This window comes from Roseateles sp. P1_C1_2 (assembly GCF_056406535.1).
Window position 1 is genome coordinate 110290 of the sequence record NZ_JBFUAB010000023.1, and the last position, 20492, is coordinate 130781.

The 20492-nt window shown below is 68.9% G+C and carries 18 protein-coding genes; 11 read left to right on the top strand and 7 right to left on the bottom strand.

Features of this window, described 5'->3' with window-relative positions; genetic code table 11:
• Positions 1–82: 82 nt before the first annotated feature.
• From AC1D2H_RS22395 to AC1D2H_RS22405, 3 genes are read right to left on the bottom strand one after another with little or no spacing between them, the layout of a single operon-like run.
• A complete protein-coding gene (locus AC1D2H_RS22395; RefSeq protein WP_478012513.1) occupies positions 83–2245 on the bottom strand; it encodes a hypothetical protein in 2163 nt (720 codons plus the stop codon).
• Positions 2232–2837 carry a response regulator transcription factor gene (locus tag AC1D2H_RS22400; protein WP_478012514.1) on the bottom strand — a complete coding sequence of 202 codons (606 nt, stop codon included), beginning with the start codon at positions 2835–2837 and terminating at the stop codon, positions 2232–2234. Before AC1D2H_RS22400 ends, AC1D2H_RS22395 begins: the two co-directional genes overlap by 14 nt.
• Complete coding sequence (locus AC1D2H_RS22405) at positions 2830–4731, bottom strand: sensor histidine kinase (RefSeq protein ID WP_477936232.1); 1902 nt, start codon at positions 4729–4731, stop codon at positions 2830–2832. The genes AC1D2H_RS22400 and AC1D2H_RS22405 overlap by 8 nt, the downstream gene beginning before the upstream one ends.
• Positions 4732–4847: 116 nt before the next feature.
• Here AC1D2H_RS22405 and AC1D2H_RS22410 point away from each other — a divergent pair, with 116 nt between their 5' ends.
• The 8 genes from AC1D2H_RS22410 to AC1D2H_RS22445 all read left to right on the top strand — a co-directional run bounded on the left by AC1D2H_RS22410 (position 4848) and on the right by AC1D2H_RS22445 (position 12750).
• On the top strand, positions 4848–5846 hold the full coding sequence (locus AC1D2H_RS22410) for a TRAP transporter substrate-binding protein (RefSeq protein ID WP_477936230.1): 999 nt from the start codon (positions 4848–4850) through the stop codon (positions 5844–5846).
• 80 nt (positions 5847–5926) lie between these two features.
• The gene (locus AC1D2H_RS22415) at positions 5927–6544 is read left to right on the top strand and encodes a TRAP transporter small permease (protein ID WP_478012515.1); all 618 of its coding nucleotides are present in this window, start codon (positions 5927–5929) and stop codon (positions 6542–6544) included.
• Complete coding sequence (locus AC1D2H_RS22420) at positions 6541–7824, top strand: TRAP transporter large permease (RefSeq protein ID WP_477936226.1); 1284 nt, start codon at positions 6541–6543, stop codon at positions 7822–7824. Before AC1D2H_RS22415 ends, AC1D2H_RS22420 begins: the two co-directional genes overlap by 4 nt.
• A gap of 12 nt (positions 7825–7836) precedes the next feature.
• Positions 7837–8814: an SRPBCC family protein gene (locus tag AC1D2H_RS22425; protein WP_478012516.1), complete on the top strand. Its 978-nt coding sequence runs from the start codon at positions 7837–7839 to the stop codon at positions 8812–8814.
• A gap of 39 nt (positions 8815–8853) precedes the next feature.
• Complete coding sequence (locus tag AC1D2H_RS22430; RefSeq protein ID WP_477936222.1) at positions 8854–9474, top strand: ANTAR domain-containing response regulator; 621 nt, start codon at positions 8854–8856, stop codon at positions 9472–9474.
• A gap of 311 nt (positions 9475–9785) precedes the next feature.
• Positions 9786–11033 carry a CmpA/NrtA family ABC transporter substrate-binding protein gene (locus AC1D2H_RS22435; RefSeq protein ID WP_478012517.1) on the top strand — a complete coding sequence of 416 codons (1248 nt, stop codon included), beginning with the start codon at positions 9786–9788 and terminating at the stop codon, positions 11031–11033.
• Between the two features lie 3 nt (positions 11034–11036).
• Entirely contained in the window at positions 11037–11948 is a 912-nt protein-coding gene (ntrB, locus tag AC1D2H_RS22440; protein WP_478012518.1) for a nitrate ABC transporter permease, read from the top strand.
• A gap of 4 nt (positions 11949–11952) precedes the next feature.
• Positions 11953–12750 (top strand): ABC transporter ATP-binding protein, encoded by a 798-nt coding sequence (locus AC1D2H_RS22445; RefSeq protein ID WP_478012519.1) that lies wholly within the window; start codon positions 11953–11955, stop codon positions 12748–12750.
• A 34-nt stretch (positions 12751–12784) separates the two neighbouring features.
• On the opposite strand, the gene AC1D2H_RS22450 is transcribed toward AC1D2H_RS22445, so the two are convergent.
• Together AC1D2H_RS22450 and AC1D2H_RS22455 are read right to left on the bottom strand one after the other, a co-directional pair.
• Positions 12785–13864: a hypothetical protein gene (locus AC1D2H_RS22450; RefSeq protein WP_477936214.1), complete on the bottom strand. Its 1080-nt coding sequence runs from the start codon at positions 13862–13864 to the stop codon at positions 12785–12787.
• 143 nt (positions 13865–14007) lie between these two features.
• Positions 14008–14667: a YceI family protein gene (locus AC1D2H_RS22455; RefSeq protein WP_478012520.1), complete on the bottom strand. Its 660-nt coding sequence runs from the start codon at positions 14665–14667 to the stop codon at positions 14008–14010.
• A 121-nt stretch (positions 14668–14788) separates the two neighbouring features.
• On the opposite strand from AC1D2H_RS22455, the gene AC1D2H_RS22460 reads away from it, so the two are divergent.
• Positions 14789–15658 (top strand): FlgO family outer membrane protein, encoded by an 870-nt coding sequence (locus AC1D2H_RS22460; protein ID WP_478012521.1) that lies wholly within the window; start codon positions 14789–14791, stop codon positions 15656–15658.
• A gap of 151 nt (positions 15659–15809) precedes the next feature.
• Here AC1D2H_RS22460 and AC1D2H_RS22465 read toward each other — a convergent pair whose 3' ends face one another.
• Positions 15810–16604: an MBL fold metallo-hydrolase gene (locus AC1D2H_RS22465; RefSeq protein WP_477936208.1), complete on the bottom strand. Its 795-nt coding sequence runs from the start codon at positions 16602–16604 to the stop codon at positions 15810–15812.
• Positions 16605–16678: 74 nt separating this feature from the next.
• Entirely contained in the window at positions 16679–18124 is a 1446-nt protein-coding gene (gene pdxR / locus AC1D2H_RS22470) for a MocR-like pyridoxine biosynthesis transcription factor PdxR (protein WP_478012522.1), read from the bottom strand.
• A 74-nt stretch (positions 18125–18198) separates the two neighbouring features.
• Here pdxR and AC1D2H_RS22475 point away from each other — a divergent pair, with 74 nt between their 5' ends.
• Positions 18199–18687, top strand: coding sequence for a cupin domain-containing protein (locus tag AC1D2H_RS22475; protein WP_477936204.1), 489 nt, complete (start codon positions 18199–18201; stop codon positions 18685–18687).
• On the top strand, positions 18684–20432 hold the full coding sequence (locus AC1D2H_RS22480) for a DUF885 domain-containing protein (RefSeq protein WP_478012523.1): 1749 nt from the start codon (positions 18684–18686) through the stop codon (positions 20430–20432). The genes AC1D2H_RS22475 and AC1D2H_RS22480 overlap by 4 nt, the downstream gene beginning before the upstream one ends.
• Positions 20433–20492 lie beyond the last annotated feature (60 nt).

The following is a 20492-nucleotide window of genomic DNA, read 5'->3' on the forward strand; positions in this document are numbered from 1 at the left end:
ACCGGATTTCGCCCCCCGCATGCAGGTGGTTGCAAGCGGCGCGAAAGCCCTCGCTACCGGCTTCGCAAATACCCCGAGCCGTTCAGACCCGCAGCAGCGGGTCGTCCAGGGCCTGGGCAGCGGCCTTGGCGCGTTGCTTCTCGACTTTGTCAGCGGCGCAAGCCTGCACGAACTCGCGCGACGCGCCGCCCAGACCCGCCAGCAGGCGCAGACCCAGCTTGCCGACGCCCGGCGCACGGGCCCCATGTTCGGGGATGCGATGCCAGGCGGCCTCGGTCAACGATCGCCAGACAGGAGCCAGCGCCTCGTCGGCGATTCCGCGGTCAGTCCTGCTCCACAGCAGCAGGCCGAGCAGCAGGCTTTCGCTGTCTTCGCCCAGCACGGCGCCGACGCCGCGGCGCATGCGCGTGGTGGCCCATTCGGTCTTGCCGCTGTGGTGTTCGAAGGCGCGCAGGCGATCCAGCACCCAGGCCTGCCAGCCCGCACGGTGCTCGGCCGGCAGCGATTCGACCTGGGTGGTCAGCGCTGTCAGCGCCTTGGGCTTGGTCGTGACGCCGTCTTCCAGCCAGGCCTGCAGCGCAGGGACCAGCGCCTCTCGCAGCAAGGGCTCGGCCTGTTGCCAGGCTCCTAGCGCCGGCCCGCCCCAGTCGTCGGCCTCCCAATCGACGGGCAACCGACCGGTGACGGGATCGCGGCGCAACCACCGGCGCCACGCGCGCACGGCAGCCTTGTCATCGGCAGCAAGCGACTGCTCGGGGTAGGTGGCAATGCGGGCGCGCGTCGCTGCATACGTCCCTGCCTCTACTTGGGCCGCATATGACGTCCGCTGCTCCAGCAGCATCTCGTAGAACGTGTCGTTCGGGTCCAGGGGACGGGCATACCGTTCGGCAAGCGCGCGGTCGGTCGCATCCCATCGAGCAAGCATCAAAGGAGACAGACCCTGCATCCAGGTTTGGATGCCGTCGCGCAGCGCGGGGTTCTGCGGCTGCTTGACGATCCACGCGGCCAGCTTGGCGAAACCCCAGGGGTAAGCCGCCGTCACCATGTCCTGATGCAGCCGGGTCTGGAGCGCGCCGAGAACCGCGAGAAGCGCAGCCGCCTGCTGCAGCGATGCCAGGGTCGGCAGCAGCGCCCGCAACAGCTCGTTCACCGCTTCGTCCGGTTCGAAGTCGAGCGCGCTCTCCTGCAGCGGGTCATGCCGGGCCTGGGCTTCCAATGGCACCAGGGTCTGCAGCAGACCGAGCAGCACGGCCTCACGCCCGGCGCCATCCAGCGCAGCCACGCGGACACCGCTGGGGAGGTCGACGAGGGGCTTGGGTTCTTCGCGCCAGCGGGCTCGCCACTCGGCCAGCCATGCGGCGGCAAGCAGCGCGGGTTCTGGCCGATCGGCATCAAGCTGGGCCATCAGCTCGGCGGCCTCAGCGGCGTGGCGAGCGTCTTCAGCAGCGGCCTCGGCTTCCTGACGCAGGGTCCAGTTGTCCTTCTTGGGCGGCGTGCCGACGGGCAGGAGCTTGCAGTTCACGCCCAGAGGTTCCAGCCATTCGCACAGGCTCTGGACGTCGGAGGGATACAGATCGGCCCAGGCTGCCTGCTTGGCCACCAGCAGGCGCTCGACGCCTGCGACGCCCTCCAGGACCAAGGCGGCCGCAATCCTTTCCTGCACGCCGGGGCTGGCCATGGCGTCATCGTGATCACGCACCGATACCACCGACGCATGCTTCAACATCCACGGCACAGCCCATTGGTCGACCGCCACCGACAGCGTCCGAGCCAGCGCCGGCAGGTCTTCGCTCGCGCCGATCTTGATTTCGAATCCGGCCAGCAAATGCCCGTCGGGCGCGAAATTCTGCAACCGCTCGCGCAACTGCCCGAATTCCTCGCCGAGCTTGTCCAGCAGGTCGGCCAGCCATTCCTCGCCAGGACGCGTCGCCTCGACGCGCTGAATGGCCGGGAACTGCAGCGCCACATTCACATAGAACTCGCCGCTGGCACCCGAATTCCATGAGCCGGACTGGAAATTGATGATCTGCCAATGCCGATCCACGCCATCACCAGCTTCACGCAACAGGTTGCGTCCCTTGCGCTTGAAACCTTGGGCCGCCAGGGATTGGGCCAGACACTTGGCCAGATAGTCGATCTTCAGGCCGACCTTGTCGTCAGGGGCCGGGCAGGCCAGTTCCTTTGCCATTCTGTGATCCTCCGTGGCGGCATCCGGCCATGGGAGCCCGGCCTTAACGCCCCGCAAGCAACGTCGCCACTTCCGCCGCCGACCTCACTCCCAGCTTCGCAAAAACCCTGGCCCGGTGCACCTCCACCGTGCGCACCGACACGTTCAGCTCGTCGGCGATGACCTTGTTGAGCTTGCCGGCCGCCACCCGCGTCATGACTTCGCGCTCGCGCTCCGTCAGGCTGGCCAGCCGCGCGCTGCGCTCGGCCGCCTGGGCGCCCTCGGCCTGCATGGCTGCGTCCACGGCCAGCGCCTGTTCGAGGCGGTCGGCCAGCGCGTTGTCGCTGTAAGGCTTCTCGAGGAAGTCGAAGGCACCTTTCTTCAGCGCCTCGACGACCATGGGGATGTCGCCGTGGCCGGTCAGGAACAGCACCGGATTCCTCAGACGGCGCGCCAGCAGCTCGTCGTGCAGCCGCGTGCCGCCCATGGGCTCCATGCGCACGTCGAGCAGGAAGACACCCCGCGGCGTCCCTTCGCGGTCCAGCATCTCCAGCAGCGCCGGACCGCTGTCGAAGGCCCGCACATTGAGGCCGCGCGAGCGCAGCAGGAAGGCGAGCGCATCGCGCACGCCGGGATCGTCGTCGACGAGGTGGACCGCGGCTTCAGCCATTCACCGTCTCCCTGCTCAAAGGCAAGCTGAACGAAAAGAGGGCACCCCCAGCCGCTGCCTCGTTCGCATCGAGCACGCCCTGGTGGGCCTCGATGATGGAACGGCAGATCGCCAGGCCCATGCCCATGCCGTCGGCCTTGGTGGAATAGAAGGCCGCGCACAGCTGCTCGACGCGGCGGCCTGCCAGGCCGGGGCCGTTGTCCTGCACGTCGACGCGCACGAAGTCGCCAGCCACGCGGCTGCTGACGGCGATGCGCCGGCCGCTCTCGCGGGCCTGCAGCGCGTCGGCGGCGTTGCGCACGAGGTTGATGACGACCTGCTCGATGAGGACGGCGTCGGCCAGCACGGCGGGCACGCCCGGCGCGAGGGTCACATCCAGCGCGACACCGCGGCGCTGGCAGTCTCGCTTGAGCAGTTCGATGGCGGCGGTGATGACCTCGTGCAGGTCGCAGTGCTCGTGGCGCGGCTCGCGGCGGGTCAGGAACTCGCGGATGCGCGCGACGATGCGGCCGGCATGCGTGGCCTGCTGGCCCAGGCGCTGCAGGGCGCCCAGCACGAGTTCGTCCTGCACGCCGAGCTTGGCCAGCGAGTTGGTGATGCCGGCGCCATAGCTGGCGATGGCCGTCAGCGGCTGGTTGAGCTCGTGAGCCAGCGTGGAGGCGATCTCGCCCAGCATGGTCAGGCGCGCGTTGTGGGCCAGGGTCTCGACCTGGCGGCGCTCGCGATCCTCGAGGCGCTTGCGCTCGGTGATGTCGATGATGCTGCCCATCCAGCCGATCTGGCGGCCACCGGCGTCCACCAGCGGCGACTCGAACACCATCACGTCGACCATGCGGCCGGCGCTGTGCCGCCAATGCGCCTCATAGCCCTCGCGCGGCGCATGGCCGGCGAGGTTGCGGCGGTTGCGCTCGCTGATTTCCTCATGCGCGTCCGGCGGCCAGTAGGGCATGGGCGGCAGCAAGCCGACGAGCGCTTCGGCCGGCAGGCCCACCATGTCGCAGAAGGTGCGGTTCACATAGAGCAGGCGGCCGTCGAAATCGCGCGCGCGCAGGGCGACCAGCGCCGAGTCCTCCATCGCGCGGCGCCAGGCGGCCTCGGTGCGGCCGGCCACCTCGGCGCGCTGCACCTGGCGCATCTGGCGGCGCAGCAGCCAGCTCGCGACGGCGATCAGGGGCAGGAAGCCGGCCACCAGCACCCAGGCCAGCGGCCGCACGCCATTGACGACGGGATCACGCACCGTCAGCTCCAGCGCGGCGTCGGTCAGGGTCGCCTGCGTCAGCGGGCTGGCGCGCAGCGGGCCGGTCAGCGCGACGCGATAGCTCGGCCGCTGCGCCTGGGCCGCGCGCAGCGGCGACTCGGTGCTGGAGGCGATGACCTGGTCGGCGCTGTCGACGAGCTGCACATCGTATTTGCGCGCCAGCCACCAGGGCACGCCGCGCTTGAGCAGCAGGGCCGGCGGGTAGCGCACCACCAGCGTCCCCTCGGCGCCCACCGGCGCCGTCAGGTGCAGGGACAGGCCATCCTCCAGCCGCCCGATGTCGCCGCGGCCCGAGACCTCGGCCATCACGCGGTTGCGCGCGTCCAGCCAGGTCACCGACTGCCACAGCCGCCGCAGGCCCGCGTTGACCTCGGCCTGGCCATCCAGCACCGCCTCGCTCGGTGCCTGGCCGACCAGGCCTTGGGCGAGCTGGCGCAGATGGCCCTGCTCGTCGGCGATGCGGTCGCGCAGCTGGGCCTCGGTGCTCAGCGCGTCGGAGATCAGCGTCTGGCGCTGCTGCTCCTGCTCCTCGGCCTCGTTGGCACGCACCCAGGCCAGCACGCCCAGCACGAAGACCAGCGACAGGGCCAGCGGGGCCAGCCACAGGCTGCGGTGCAGGAGGTCGCGCAAAGTCATGCCCGCAGTCTAAGAAGGGTGGAGGCCGCGCGAAATGTGGAACTCCACAACTTTGCGCCGGCGGTGCGGCTCGCAAGAATGACCCCCATACCCAATATTCCATCTGGAGACACACCATGATCCTGCGTCGCCTCGTGCTGGCCACCGCGCTGGCCCTGCCTTTCACAGCCTTCGCCCAGGCCCCCATCGTCATCAAGTTCAGCCACGTCGTCGCGCCCGACACCCCCAAGGGCAAGGGCGCCCAGCGCTTCAAGGAACTGGCCGAGCAGAAGACCGGCGGCAAGGTCAAGATCGAGCTCTATCCCAACAGCCAGCTCTACAAGGACAAGGAAGAGATGGAGGCCCTGCAGCTGGGCTCCGTCCAGATGCTGGCCCCGTCGCTGGCCAAGTTCGGCCCGCTGGGCGTCAAGGAGTTCGAGGTCTTCGACCTGCCCTATCTGTTCAAGGACACCGATTCCTTCCGCGCCGTCACCGACGGGCAGCTCGGCGCCGACCTGTTCAAGAAGCTGGAACCCAAGGGCATCAAGGGCCTGGCCTACTGGGACAACGGCTTCCACATCATGAGCGCCAACAAGCCGCTGCACAACGTGGCGGACTTCAAGGGCATGAAGATGCGCATCCAGTCCAGCAAGGTGCTGGACGCCCAGATGCGCGCCCTCGGCGCCATCCCGCAGGTGATGGCCTTCAGCGAGCTCTACCAGGCCCTGCAGACCGGCGTCGTGGACGGCACCGAAGGCGTGCCGAGCAACTTCTACACGCAGAAGATCTTCGAAGTGCAGAAGCACATGACCATGTCCAACCACGGCCACCTGGCCTATGCGGTCATCGTCAACAAGAAGTTCTGGGACGGCCTGCCCGCCGACATCCGCACGCAGCTGGAAGCGGCCATCAAGGAAGCGACCACCTATGCCAACGCCATCGCCAGCACCGAGAACGGTCGCGCGCTGGAAGGCATCAAGGCCAGCGGCCGCGTCAACATCTACACGCCGACGCCGGCCGAGACCAATGAGTGGAAGAAGGCGCTGATGCCCGTCCACAAGGAAATGGAATCGCGCGTCGGCAAGGCCACCATCGAAGCCGCCTACAAGGCCGCCGCCTTCGTCGCTCCCAAGTAATTCCCCTCACTGACTCTCGCCATGCCAGGGCCGCCGCGGCCCTCGGCAGGCGCAGCCGTTTCCGTTGACCGGAGAACCCTATGTTGAACAAAGCGCTGAACCATCTGGAGGAGTGGCTGATCTCCTTCCTGATGGCCGCGGCGACGCTGGTGATCTTTGTCGCCGTCGTCCACCGCTATCTGGCGACCGTGCCCTATGTGCAGGACATCGCCCTCAAGATCCACATGAGCTGGGCCCAGGAGCTGTGCATCATCCTGTTCGTGTGGATGTGCAAGTTCGGCGCGGCCTATGGCGTGCGCACGGGCATCCACGTCGGCGTGGACGTCGTCATCAACCGCATGTCGCCCGCCAACCGCGGCYGCTTCGTCATCTTCGGCCTGCTGGCCGGCGCCTTCTTCACCGGCGCCGTCGCCGTGATGGGCGGCACCTTCGTCTGGGACAACGGCGCCCACCACGCCTTCCTGGACCTCATCGGCCAGCCGCGCGAGGACGTCTACGAGGGCCCGACGACGCCCGACCTGGAGTGGCCGACCTGGATCGTCTACTCCGCCATCCCGCTGGGCTCGGCGCTGATGTGCTATCGCTTCCTGCAGGTCTGCTGGGGCTTCTGGAAGACCGGCGAGCTGCCCAAGCACGATGAATCCCACGTCGAGGGCGTGGACGAACAGACCCCGCTGGAAGTGGAGGCCCGCAAATGAATGCACTCATCATCTTCAGCCTGCTGCTGGCGCTGATGCTGACCGGCATGCCGATCAGCATCTCGCTGGGCCTCACCGTGATGACCTTCATCGTCACGATGACCCAGGTCCCCATCGAATCGGTCGCCCTCAAGCTGTTCACGGGCATCGAGAAGTGGGAAATCATGGCCGTGCCCTTCTTCATCCTGGCGGGCAACTTCCTGACCCACGGTGGCGTCGCGCGGCGCATGATCAACTTCGCCACGTCCATGGTGGGCCACTTCCACGGCGGCCTGGCGCTGGCGTCCATCCTGGCCTGCTCGATGTTCGCGCTGGTGTGCGGCTCCTCGGTCGCCACCGTCGTCGCCATCGGCTCCATCGTGCTGCCCGCCATGGTGGCCCACGGCTACCCGATGCGCTTCGGTGCCGGCGTCATCATCACGGCCGGCTCGCTCGGCATCCTGATGCTGCCGTCGATCCCGAAGGTCATCTACGCCATCTCGACCAACACGTCGATCGGCGCGCTGTTCGTCGCCGGCCTGCTGCCCGGCATCACGCTGGCCCTGATGCTGGCCGCGGTGACCTGGTACATCGCCCGCAAGAACAACTACCCGCGTCTGACGCGCATCGGTTGGCGCGGGCGCTTCGCGGCTTTCCGCAAGAGCTTCTGGGGCCTGCTGCTCGTCGTCATCATCGTCGGCGGCATCTACTCGGGCGCCTTCACGGCGACCGAAGCGGCGGCGATGGCGGCGGTCTACTCCTTCTTCGTGGCCATCTTCGTCTACAAGGACCTGAAGCTGCGTGACGTGCCCAAGGTGCTGAAGGACTCGGCCAACATGTCCGCGATGCTGCTCTACATCATCACGAACGCGGTGCTGTTCTCCTTTGTGCTGACCAACGAGAACCTGCCCCACCAGCTGGCCGACTGGCTGCTGTCGATGAACCTGGGCCAGAACGGCTTCCTGTTCGTCGTCAACCTGGTGCTGCTGGGCGCCGGCAACTTCATGGACCCCTCGTCCATCATCCTGATCATGGCGCCCATCTTCTTCCCGGCCGCCATGCAGCTGGGCGTCAACCCGGTGCACTTCGGCATCCTGATCGACGTCAACATGGAAGTCGGCCTGTGCCACCCGCCGGTGGGGCTCAACCTCTACGTGGCCTCGGGCATCAGCAAGCTCGGCATCACGGAGCTGACCAAGGCCGTCATGCCCTGGCTGCTGACGATGATCGTCTTCCTCGTCATCGTGACTTACTGGCCGTGGCTGACATTGGTCGTCCCCCAGATGATGGGAATGCTCTAACGGGAGCCGCACATGAGCCCGCTCTTCTTCGGATTGGCCTTCGCGGTCGTCGCCCTGCTCGTCTACATGGGCCGCTACAGCGGCCGGGTGCGGGTCGAAGAGAGCCGCCTCATCGCCGCGTCGCCTGAAGACGTCTACCAGCGCGTCGCCGACCTGGCCCAGTGGCAGGCCTGGAACCCCTGGCTGGAGCATGCACGCGGCGCCCAGGCCGAGGCCGACGGCATCGCGCTGGCCTGGGACGTGCCCCAGGTCGGGCGCGGCAGCGTGCGCCAGACGGGGCAGACGCCGTCGCGCGCGCTGCGCCAGCGCCTGGAGTTCGCCCTGCCCTTCGCCTACCGCGGCCGCTCGGACTGGCGCTTCGAGCCCGCGCCGGGTGGCACCCGCGTCACCTGGCGCTTCAAGGGTCGCGTCGCCTTCACGCTGCGGGCCTTTGCCACCACCGTGCAGGGCGCGACCCGGCTGGACCTGCGCTTCGGCCTGGACCGCCTCGCCGCGGCGCTGGAAGGCAGGCCGCCCGCCTACGAGCTCAGCTACGCGGGCGTGCAGGAACAGCCCGCCCGCCGCTTCGCGCAGCTCGCCCACCGCGGCGCGCTGGACAAGCTGGCCGTCGAGTTGCCGCCGACCATCGCGGCCGTGCGCGCGCAGATGGCTGCCGCCGGCCTGGCCGCCGAGGGCCCGGCCGTCGTGCACTATCTGAAGACCCAGCTCAAGCTGCGCATCGTCGACTGCCGCGTCGGCGTCGAACTGCCCGCGGGCGCGGCGCCGCCCCCGGACCTGAAGCAGCACGAGCACGCGGCGCACACCGCCTATGTGCTGCGCTTCGACGGCCCGCCCGAGGCGCTCGAACTGGCCTGGTATCAGGCCATGCAGCGCCTGCGCGTCGAACAGCACCAGCCCCACCCGCAGCTGCCACCCTATGCCCGCTACGCCAGCGAATCGGCGCCGGGCCGGCGCGGCGTCGTGGAGCTCTTCCTGCCGCTGAGGCCCTAGAAAACACCGAGCGGCACGCTATTTGCACTGGCTTGGGGCATGAACACCCCCCAGCCGCTCTCCCTCCCTGGCCTGCGCGTGCTGCTGGCCGACGCCGGCCAGCGCCGCAGCCCCGTGATCCGCCTGGAGCTGATCCGGTTGCGCTGCCAGCTGGTTGACGTCATCGATCTCGTCGCCCAGCCCGACGCCCTGCCCACGGCGCTGGAGCGCCTGGCGCCCGAACTGCTGCTGATCGACTGCGAGCAACCCACGCCCGAGTTGCTGGCCCAGCTGGGCGCTTCCCTGCAGCGCCAGCCCCGCCCGGTGCTGCTGTTCGCCGAGCAGATGACGGCCGAGCAGATGCGCGCCGCCCTGCACGCCGGCATCAGCACGCTGCAGCTTGCCGGCCTGCCGCCGCAGCGCCTGGGCGCCCTGCTGCAGCTGGCCCTGGCCCGCTTCGAGCACGACCAGACCCTGCAGCGCGACCTGCGCCAGACCCAGACCCAGCTGGCCGAGCGCAAGCTCGTCGAGCGCGCGCGCGGCATCCTGATGCGCGAGCAGGGCCTGGACGAGGAAGCCGCCTTCCAGCGCCTGCGCCAGCTCGCCATGGACGGCAAGCAGACGCTGGCGGCCGTCGCCATGCGCCTGATTGATGCAGACCAGCTGCTGCGCACACGCTGAGGGCGCGGCGCACCAACTCGCGTTCAGCCCCCACGCACCGGTACGGCGCAAACCGCCCGCCGCAGCGACAGCCATGCGCCAAGCGCGTGCAATCGCGGCCTGACGGTGCCGGCACCGAGCTGGCACGCAACCTGCGTTAACGGAAGCGAGGCCTGCAATGGCGCAGGCCTCTCGGGCCGGCCGGCTGATGAATCGGCCGGCACTTCGGGACAACGGCGTCCGACCTCTCCTTTTGTCGCCTGCACTGCTGACTGTGGTGCGGGCGATGCGTGGTCGCACGGCGTTGCGCCTTGCATGAACAGGAGCCCGTGATGACCGCCAGCGACAACTCGAACGCCACGCCCCACCCGCAGCGCCGCAGCCTGCTTGCCGCCGCCGCTGCCCTGCCTCTCACCGGCCTGGCCGGCGGCGCCTGGGCCCAAGGGTCGGACAAGCCCGAGAAGGAGGAGGTGCGCATCGGTTTCATCCCGCTGACCGACTGCGCATCGGTCGTGATGGCGGCCGAACTGGGCTTCGACAAGAAGTACGGCGTCAAGATCGTCCCGACCAAGGAGGCTTCCTGGGCCGGCGTGCGCGACAAGCTCGTCAACGGCGAGCTCGACATGGCCCATGTGCTCTACGGTCTGGTCTATGGCGTGCACCTGGGCACCAGCGGCCCCAAGAAGGACATGGCCGTGCTGATGAACCTGAACCACAACGGCCAGGCCTTCACGCTGTCCAAGGCCCTGGCGGACAAGGGCGCCGTCGACGGCCCATCCCTGGCCAAGGTGATGGCGGCCAACCCGCGCGAATACACCTTCGCGGGCACCTTCCCGACTGGCACCCACGCGATGTGGATGCACTACTGGCTGGCCGCCGCGGGCATCAACCCGATGTCGGGCGCCAAGCTCATCACCGTGCCGCCGCCGCAGATGGTGGCCAATATGCGCGTCGGCAACATGGACGGCTTCTGCGTCGGCGAGCCCTGGAACCACCGCGCCATCATGGACGGCATCGGCATCACGGCCAACACCACGCAGGACCTCTGGAAGGACCACCCCGAGAAAGTCCTCGGCACGAGCGCCGACTTCGTCAAGAAGTACCCCAACACCACCCGCGCCGTCATGATGGCCGTGCTGGAGGCCGGCCGCTGGATCGACGCCAGCCTGTCCAACAAGCTGAAGATGGCCGAGACGGTGGCACAGAAGGCCTATATCAACACCGGCGTCGATGCGATCAACCAGCGCATCCTGGGCCGCTACCAGAACGGCTTGGGCAAGACCTGGGACGACCCCAACCACATGAAGTTCTTCAACGACGGTGCGGTGAACTACCCCTATCTGTCCGACGGCATGTGGTTCCTGACCCAGCACAAGCGCTGGGGCCTGCTCAAGGCCCACCCCGACTACCTGGCGGTGGCCAAGCAGGTCAACCAGACGGCGCTCTACAAGCAAGTGGCCAGCGCCATGGGCATCAGCGTGCCCAAGACTGACCTCCGCACCAGCAAGCTGATGGACGGCGTTGTCTGGGATGGCAAGGACCCGGCGAAGTACGCCGACAGCTTCAAGATCAAGGCGTAAATCATGGTCTCCGCAGTCTTCCACTCCCCCGGCGACAACGTCGCTCCCGCCCCGGCCAGTGCTCCCCTGAGCGTCAGCCGGCCCAGCGTGGCCGCCAACGAGGCCACGGCGCCCCAGGCCAAGCCCGCCCGCTCGCCCATCGACTGGCGCGCCGTGGCGCTGCGCGTATTGCCACCGGTGATCAGCATCTCGCTGCTCATCGGCCTGTGGGGGCTGGCCACCATGAAGGGCGGCAGCTTCCCGACGCCGGCCGCCACCTTCGACGCTGCCGTGAAGCTGTTCTCCGACCCCTTCTACCGCAACGGCCCGAACGACCAGGGGATAGGCTGGAACATCCTGAACTCGCTCGGACGCGTCGGCATGGGCTTCGGCCTCGCCGCCATGGTCGGCATCCCGCTGGGCTTCATCATCGGCCGCTTCGAGTTCGCCAACCGCATGGTGTCGCCGCTGATCGCGCTGCTCAAGCCGGTCTCGCCGCTGGCCTGGCTGCCCATCGGCCTGCTTGCCTTCAAGAGCGCCAACCCGGCCGCGATCTGGACCATCTTCATCTGCTCGATCTGGCCGATGGTGGTGAACACCGCCGTCGGCGTGCAGCGCGTGCCGGTCGACTACCTGAACGTCGCCCGCGTGCTCAAGCTCAGCGAGTGGAAGGTCATCACGCGCATCCTGCTGCCCGCCGTGCTGCCCTATGTGCTGACCGGCGTGCGCCTGTCGGTCGGAACGGCCTGGCTGGTCATCGTCGCGGCCGAGATGCTGACCGGTGGCGTGGGCATCGGCTTCTGGGTCTGGGACGAGTGGAACAACCTCAACGTCGCCCACATCCTGATCGCCATCTTCGTCATCGGCACCGTCGGGCTGCTGCTCGAATGGGCGCTGATCTCCATCGCCAAGCACTTCACCTTCGAAGGGGATTGATGCCATGAAACCGTTCATCCAAGTGCAGGCCGCCGAGATGGTCTTCGCCACCCGCAAGGGACGCTTCCACGCCTTGCAGGACGTCAACCTCGACGTGCAGCGCGGCGAGTTCATCACGCTGATCGGCCACTCCGGCTGCGGCAAGTCCACGCTGCTCAACCTCATCGCCGGCCTGCTGCAGCCCACCTCGGGCGTGCTGATCTGCGACGGCCGCGAGATCGCCGCGCCGGGCCCCGAGCGTTCGGTGGTGTTCCAGAACCACTCGCTGCTGCCCTGGCTCTCCTGCCTGGACAACGTGCTGCTGGCCGTCGAGTCCGTCTTCGGCGCCAAGGAGACCACCGCCCAGCTCAAGGTGCGCGCCCGCGCCGCGCTGGAGCTGGTGGGCATGAGCCATGCGCTGCACAAGCGCCCGCACGAGATCTCGGGCGGCATGAAGCAGCGCGTCGGCATCGCCCGGGCCCTGGCCATGGAGCCCAAGGTGCTGCTGATGGACGAGCCCTTCGGCGCGCTGGACGCCCTGACCCGCGCCAAGCTGCAGGACGAACTGCTGAAGATCGTCGCGCGCACGCAGAGCACGGTGGTCATGGTCACGCACGACGTGGACGAGGCCGTGCTGCTGTCCGACCGCATCGTCATGATGACCAACGGGCCGGCGGCGACCATCGGCGAGATCCTGGCAGTCGGCATCCCCCGCCCGCGCCTGCGCGTCGAGCTGGCCGAGGACCCGCGCTATGCGGCGGCGCGCAAGGAGGTCATCGACTTCCTGTACACCCGCCACGCCCACGTCGAGGCAGCAGCCTGAGCCACGCACCCGGCCGGTGGGCACGCCCGCCGGCTCAAGGGATGGGCACGCCCGCGATCTTGACGAAGACGCGGGCCGCGCTGCCCAGGCCGACGACGAGCTTGGTCAGGCTGGCGGCGGCGATGGCCTTGCCTGTCTTGGGCTGGCGCTTGGCCTTCCAGACCAGCACTTCCTTGGCCACCAGGTTGCTCACCTTGCGGTAGGGCTCCAGCCTCTTGTTCGTCTCCTGGATCTCGCGCAGCAGGACCCGGTTGCCGCCGGCCATCTCCTTGATGAAGTCCTTGCGCGCCGGGCTTTCCGTCTGGATCTTCAACAGCTTCTCCAGCCCCGCATTGAGCGAGCCGACCAGGGTGTCGGCCGTCTTCTCCAGCGCCGCGATCTTGGCGTCGAGCTTGATCTGGCTGACGTCCACCGTCTTCACCGTGCCGCTGATCTTGTGAAAGATCGGCGTGAGGTCGGAGAGCACCTCGTCGGCGCGGCTGGGCTGCCCTTCCTTCTTGATCGTGTCCAGCAGGCGGCCGCGCAGCATCAGCAGCTCCGCGCCGGCTTCCTCGACGCCTTGCGCGATGTCTGCACCGAGCACGGCCAGCTCGGCCACCGACTTGAAGATGACCATCACGCCCACCAGGTTGGCGCCGCCGCTGGCGATCATGCTGGCCAGCGAAGCGCTGATCGTCAGCGCGCCGACCAGGGCCTTGGACACGCACTTGACCTTGAACTTGCTCAGGTTCTTGTTGCGGCGCAGGGCCTGCTCCCAGACGAGTTGGACCGCGTCGTTGACACCGCCCTCCTGGGCGACGGCGATCTTCTTCAGCATCTTGGCCGTCGTCTCGACCATGGCCTCGGCATCGGCCTTGGGCAGGGTGGCGACCTTGGCGTTCAGCGCCAGCAGCTCGGTGGCGATCAGCTTGCGCGGCTTGGCCAGGTGGGCCTCCGCGGCGTCGGCCAGCTGCTGCCAGCGCAGGCCCTCCTTGCCCTTGTCGATCAGCTCCTCGAGCTCCTTGTCGATCTCCATCAACACCGTGAGCTCCATGTCGGGGAGGCTCAGGTTCTTGAGCTTGGACTTGTCGACGCCCTTCAGCAGATCGATCTTCTTCAGTAGACGAGTTCCCATGCGGCCTCCCTGCCTCCGCCGTGAGCCGGCGTGATTTGAGTCGCGCGATGGTAGTCAGGCCGCAGCTGGCGTGCCGCGGCCGGCGGCTTGATTCCCAAAGGAATACCCGAGGGTGTGGCGATGCTTGCGGACCGGCTCGGGCCCTAAGGCTTGCTCGCCACGCCCAAGGCGTCGATGGCATTGCGCGCATCGCCGTCCTCGCCTTGCACGCCCTCGATCTGGATCTGCAGCGCCATCTCGTCGCCGACCAGATCGAGATACGCATCCAGGCCGAAGTCAGAGCGCTTGATGAGCGTGCTGGCCGAGAAGCCCACCGACATCTTGTCGCTGATCTGGTTGAGGCCCTGCTTGTTGAAGCGCAGTTGCAGCACGACGGGCCGGGTCACGCCGGCCAGCGTCAGCTCGCCATGCAGCCGGCCCAGCGCACCCTGGCCTCGTTCCAGGCGCGTGCTGCGGAAGTCGATGCTGCCGGCGCCCTTGAAGAGCTTGGCCCAGGCCGAATCGCCGCGCACCTGCTTGTTCCATGTCGCGTCGCCGAGATCGATGGAGGCGATGGGCAGAGAGACGGCGACGGACGAACGCGACCAGTCCTCCGCGTCGAAGACAAAGCTGCCCGGCGCCATCCGCACCGTGCCGACGAGGCTGATGAAGCCCTGGTGCTCCAGGCTGAAGCTCACGCGCGAGAGCTTGCTGACGATGGCATAGGTCGCCGGCGCGGCAGCGGCGGACAGGGCGGCGAACGCCAGGGCGGCGGCCAGCAGCGGGTTGCGTGCGGAGGGCAGTGCAGTCAGAAGGGAGGGCATCGCGGGTCCTTGCTCGGGTTGAAATGAAGCCGCCCGTTGTAGTGATCCGCGCCCCGGCAGGCCTGAATGCCCTCTGAAATCTTCTGAACGGCGCTGATTTCGTGCCGAAAATGCGCCCCGCATGGACAGCCGCACCCTCACCGCCGCCCCGTTTCGCCTGCTGGACTGGCGCGTCGACCCCGCGCGCGGACTGCTGACGCCCTTGCTGGGCGGCGAGGCGCTGCGCCTGGACGCCCGCGCCTTCCAGCTGCTGCTGCACCTGGCGCGCCACCCGGGCGAGGTCGCCAGCATCGACGAGTTGCTGGACGAGGTCTGGGCCGGTGTCGTCGTCAGCCCTGATTCGGTCTACCAGGCCATCGCCAGCCTGCGCCGCGCCCTGGGTGACGACGCCAAGGAGGCGCGCTACATCGCCACCGTGCCGCGCCAGGGTTATCGACTGCTGGCGACACCGCTGCCGGACGTGGACGTCCCGAACACCATGCCCCCGGCACCAGCCTCACCGCGCTGGTCGCGCCGACAGATCGCTGGCGCCCTCGGTGGCCTGGCGGCGATCGTGGCGGCTGCGGCTGCGCTGCAATCCTGGCAACACCCCGCGGCCGATGCCTATTCGGTGGCCGTGATGCCCTTCCTGGACTTGACCGACGCGATGGACCAGGAGCCCTTCGCCGACGGCATGACCGAGCAGATCATCGACACGCTGAGCCACCGGCCCGGCTGGAAAATCCCGGCCTTGTCGCGAGTGTTCTCCTACAAGGGCAAGGAGACGACCTTGACCCAGCTCGGCCGTGAGCTGCGCGTGCAGCATGTGCTGGAAGGCAGCGTGCGCCGCTCAGACAACACGCTGCGCGTCAGCGCCCGCCTGGTGCGCGTGGACGACGGCTACGTCGTCTGGTCGTCCACCTACGACCGCCCCGGCGCCGACCGCCTCGCCGTGCAGGCCGAGGTGGCAGCGGCCGTCGGCCAGGCTGTGGGCCGGGCGCTCAAGGGTTGATCAAGCGCTGACGCTCCTCTTTTGGTGACTTTTCTGTGGCGCGTCAGAGAGAGCCGAAGGCTTCGCTAAAAGTTACCCGCCCTCGCGGGGCGGCTTCCCGCGTCACTGCACACGAGTCATGAGAAGCGCGGCAAAAGCCGCCGAACAGCGCCTACGCCGCGACCAGGTCGAAGTAGCGCTCGAAGGACGCGTCCACCGCTTCGCGTCCGGCGCCGATGATGTTCAGGCCCCAGGTGAAACCGTAGACATCGTCGAACTGAACGCCGCGCAATCGCGCCTGCGTCTCCCTCACCAGACTGGGCCGCGCCGGCACATGGTTGGGCACGCTGTACATGAAGCTCACATGGCGCCGGTCCTGGGCCACGTGCAGCGAGTCTCCCGCCAGCAGCAGGGAACGCTCCGGCCCCTGCCAGTGCAGCACCGTGCTGCCGGGGAAGTGGCCGGGGCAGCGCAACAGCGTCGCACCGCGGCCGAGGTCCAGCGTGTCACCACGCCAGAACTCCACCCAGCGCGAGCAGCGCGCCACCCAATCCCTGTCGTTCTCGTGCACGAAGATGGGCACACCGCCCAGCGCCTCGCTCCAGCGCACCATGGCCGAATAGAAGTGCGGGTGCGAGATCGCGATGCGGTCGACGCCGCCACGCTGCTGCAGCGCGGCCACCGCCTCGGGCGTCACCAGCGCGGTGGTCTCCCACAGCACGCCGGCCTGCGGCAGATGCAGGGCGCGCTGCGGGATGGCGAAGCCCGGCGCGATGCCGAGGCCGAACAGGTCGCCGTCCATCTCCAGCCGGTTGTGATGCGTCATGGCCAGCTCCTCATGCGTCGTCCAGGCCTGGCCCTGCCAGCCGACGTACTGGCGGTCGTCGCTGCAGATGCGGCACAAGGCCGGCGGCTGAACGCTGTCTTCGTGCTCCGTTCCGCAGGTGCGGCACATGAAATGGGGCATGGTGGGCTCCGTGATTTGCCAGGCGCTCAGACTAAGCAGGGCGCTCTCGCGATCACAGAGCCAAGTGCGGCGATTCAAAGGGTGCCAAGCGCCTTGGCCAGGCGCCGCACGGCCTCGGGAATGCGTGCCGCGGTGACGCTGCCATAGCCCAGCACCAACCCCTGCATGCCGCCTGGGCCCATCCAGTAGCGGCTCAGCGGCTCGACGCCCACGCCGGCGGCCCAGGCGCGGCGCGTCAGCTCATCCGCGTCGATGCCGGGCAGCGCCACGGCCAGGTGCAGGCCCGCAATGGCCGGGAAGATCCCGGCGCGATCGCCCAGGTGGCGCTTCAGCATCTGCTCCAGCACGCGCCGCCGCTCGGCATATTCGGCGCGCATGCGGCGCACATGGCGCAGCAAGTGTCCTTCGGCGATGAAGTCCGCCACGGCCGCCTGCGTCAGCGCCGGCGTGCCGAAACCCGCCGCATGTTTGGCCGCCACCAGCGCCTCGCGCGCCCAGGCCGGGGCGACGACATAGCCCAGGCGCAGCGCCGGCAGCATGCTCTTGGACAGCGTGCCGACATAGAACACGCGGCCGTCGCAATCCAGCGTCTTCAGCGCATCCAGCGGCCGCGACGTGAAGCGGAACTCGCCGTCGTAGTCGTCTTCGATGATCACGGCCTGGCGCGCCGCCGCCCAGTTCAGCAGGTCGCGCCGGCGCGCCAGCGACATGGCCATGCCCAGCGGGGACTGGTGCGACGGCGTCACCGTGACGATGCGGGCATCCGCCGGCAATGCATCGACGACCAGGCCCTCGCCGTCCAGCGGCACCGGCGCCAGCCGCGCACCCGCACCCAGCAGCGCCACACGCAATGGCGGATAGCCGGGGTTCTCGACGGCAGCAACCGTCTGGCCCGGCGTGACCAGCACACGCGCGATCAGGTCGAAGGCCTGCTGCGCGCCGGCGGTGACGATGACGTCGTCCGCCGTGCAGGCGACCGCGCGGGACGACGACACATGGCCGGCTATCGCCTCGCGCAGCGCACGCAGGCCCTGCGCCTCGGGGTAGCGAGCCGGCTCGCGCGCGGCGGCCTGCAGCGCGCGCGTCTGCAGGCGGCGCAGCACCTCGAACGGAAAGCTCGCCACCTCGGGCATGCCGGTCTTGAAGTGCCAGGCCGGCGCCGGGCCGCTGACGAGCAGCGCCGGCCAGCCGCCGCCCTCGCCACGCAGCCAGCGGCTGTCGGCCCAGGGCGCGACGCTTGCGCGATCCGACACGGCCACGGCCGCCCGCGGCAGCTCGGCGACAAAGCTGCCGCCCGCGCCGCGCGACTCCAGCCAGCCTTCGGACGCCAGCAGCTCATAGGCCGCCACGGCCGTGTTGCGCGACACGCCCACTTGTGCCGCCAGCTCGCGTGACGATGGCAGGCGCAGCCCCGGCGCGAGGCGACCGCTGGCGATGGCCTCACGCAGCGCCGCATGCAGGCTGGCCAGGCGCGAACCACGGGCGGCGAGCTGCAGATCGAGTTCCAGACTTGGATCCATGTCTTCTCTTCAATTTGGCTCTTTTGTGGAGCCATCCAAGCCGGCACTCTAAGGCCTTGGCAACGGAGACCCCCATGACATTGACGACACCGCTGGATGGCCTGCAGCCCGAAGTCCGGCCCCATGTGAGCTCGGCCCTGAAGCGCGCCGGCCTGGACGCCTGGATGCCCGAGGGCGAGGGCAAGTGGTCGCTGCCGCTGCAGTTCTTGCCCGACGGTGGCTGGGTCGAGCTGATGCGTCTCGCACCGGGGGTCAAGCTCACACTGCACCGCCACCATGGCGAGGTGCACGGCCTCAATCTGCAGGGCCAGCGCCAGCTGGATGACGGCCGCCTCATCGGCACGGGCGACTATGTCTTCGAGCCCGATGGCAATGTGGACAGCTGGCAGGCCGTAGGCGACGAGGTGCTGGTGCTGCATGTCGTCGTGCGTGGCGACGTGGACTACGTCGGCGCCGACGGCACGGTGCAGCGCCGCATCACGACGGCCGACCGCATCGCCGCCTACCAGGCCTTCTGCGCGGCCCGCGGCCTGCACCCGCGCCTGACCGAGGTGGGCGCATGAGGCGGGCCGTCATTGCAGCCCTGCTGCTGGCGCTGGCCCTGCCCGTCGCCGCGCAGACGCCCAGCCAGCGCCTGGCCGACCTCGCCGAGCGCTACTACGACGGCTACTACACCCTCTTCCCCGTCGTGGCCACGGAGAACACCGGCGACCCGCGCTTCGAGGCGGCGCTGGAGATCGACATCGCGCCCGCCCACCGCCAGCGCCAGCAGGCTTTCTACGCCGCTACGCTGCGCGAACTGGCCGGCATCGACAGCCACTCGCTGTCTGCCGACGAGCGCACGACGCACGAGCTGCTCGCGTTTGAGGCCCGCGGCCGCCTGGCCCTGCTGCGCTTCCCGTCCCACCTGCTGCCGCTGCAGCAGATGGACAGCCTGCCCTCGCAACTGGCCGAGTACGCCAGCGGCAACGCCGCCCAGCCGCTGCAGACCTTGCAGCAGCACGAACACTTCCTGCAGCGGCTGCAGGGCCTGCCGGCCTGGGTGGACCAGGCCATTGCCAACATGCGCATCGGCATGGCGCGCGGCATCACGCAGCCGCGGCCGCTGATGGAGCGCGTGCTGACGCAGCTCGACGCGCTGACCGCGACCGACGCCAACCCCTTCATGCAGGCCGCCGCCCGCCTGCCCGAAGCGGCCGAGTCCGAACCCCTGCGCGCCGCCTATGCCCGCACCGTCAACGACGAGATCCGCCCGGCGCTGACGCGCCTGCGCCACTTCATCGCCGAGACCTATCTGCCGCGCAGCCGCGCAACAGCTGGCCTGTCGGCCCTGCCCGGCGGCGCGGCCTGGTACCGCGCGCTGGTCAAGGCCCGCACCACGACGGACCTCGGCGTGGCCGACATCCACGCCCTCGGCCTGCGCGAGGTGGCACGCATCCAGCGCGAGATCGCGGCCGTGCAGGCCGAGTTCGGCGACACGGGCTCGCAATCGGACTTCCTCGCCCATGTCGGTGAGCGGCCCGAGCTGCGGCCCTTCAAGACCCAGGCCGAGGTGCTGGCGGCCTATGCCGCGCTGAACCGCGACATCGGGGCCCGCCTGCCGCGGCTGTTCCGCCATGCACCGCGCGCGCGGCTGGAGATCCGGCCCGTCGACCCGCTGCGCGTCGCCACCGCCTCCGACGCTTACACGCCGCCGGCCCAGGACGGTTCACGGCCCGGCGTCTTCAACGTCGTCGTGCGCGACGCGGCGAACTACCCGACGCCCGGCATGGCCTCGCTGCTGCTGCACGAGGGCCAGCCCGGCCACCACTACCAGATGGCCTCGCAGCAGGAGCTGGACCTGCCGCGCTTTCGGCGTTTCCTCTGGTACGGCGCCTATGGCGAGGGCTGGGGGCTGTATGCGGAAAGCCTGGGGGGCGAACTGGGCGTCTACGGTGACCGCGCCGCGCGGCTGGGCCGTTTGACCAACGAACTGCACCGCGCCGTGCGCCTGGTGCTGGACACCGGCCTGCACGCCCTGGGCTGGACGCGCGAGCAGGCCATGCGCTACGAGCGGGAGGCCGAAGGCTATGACGAGGCCCAGGCGCGCCGCTATGTCGAGCGCTATATGGCCTGGCCGGCCCAGGCCCTGGCCTACAAGATCGGCGAGTTGCGCATCCTGGCGCTGCGCGAACGCGCCCGCGCCAGGCTCGGCGAGCGCTTCGATGTGCGCGACTTCCACGCCCAGGTGCTGGACGCCGGCGCGCTGCCGCTCAGCCTGTTGGAGCGACGCATTGACGCCTGGCTGGGCGCGTCCGATCGGCAATGATCGACGCGAGGGCCTGAGCCCGCCGCCGGCCGGGGGAGGGCCGCCAGATGCTTGACCACT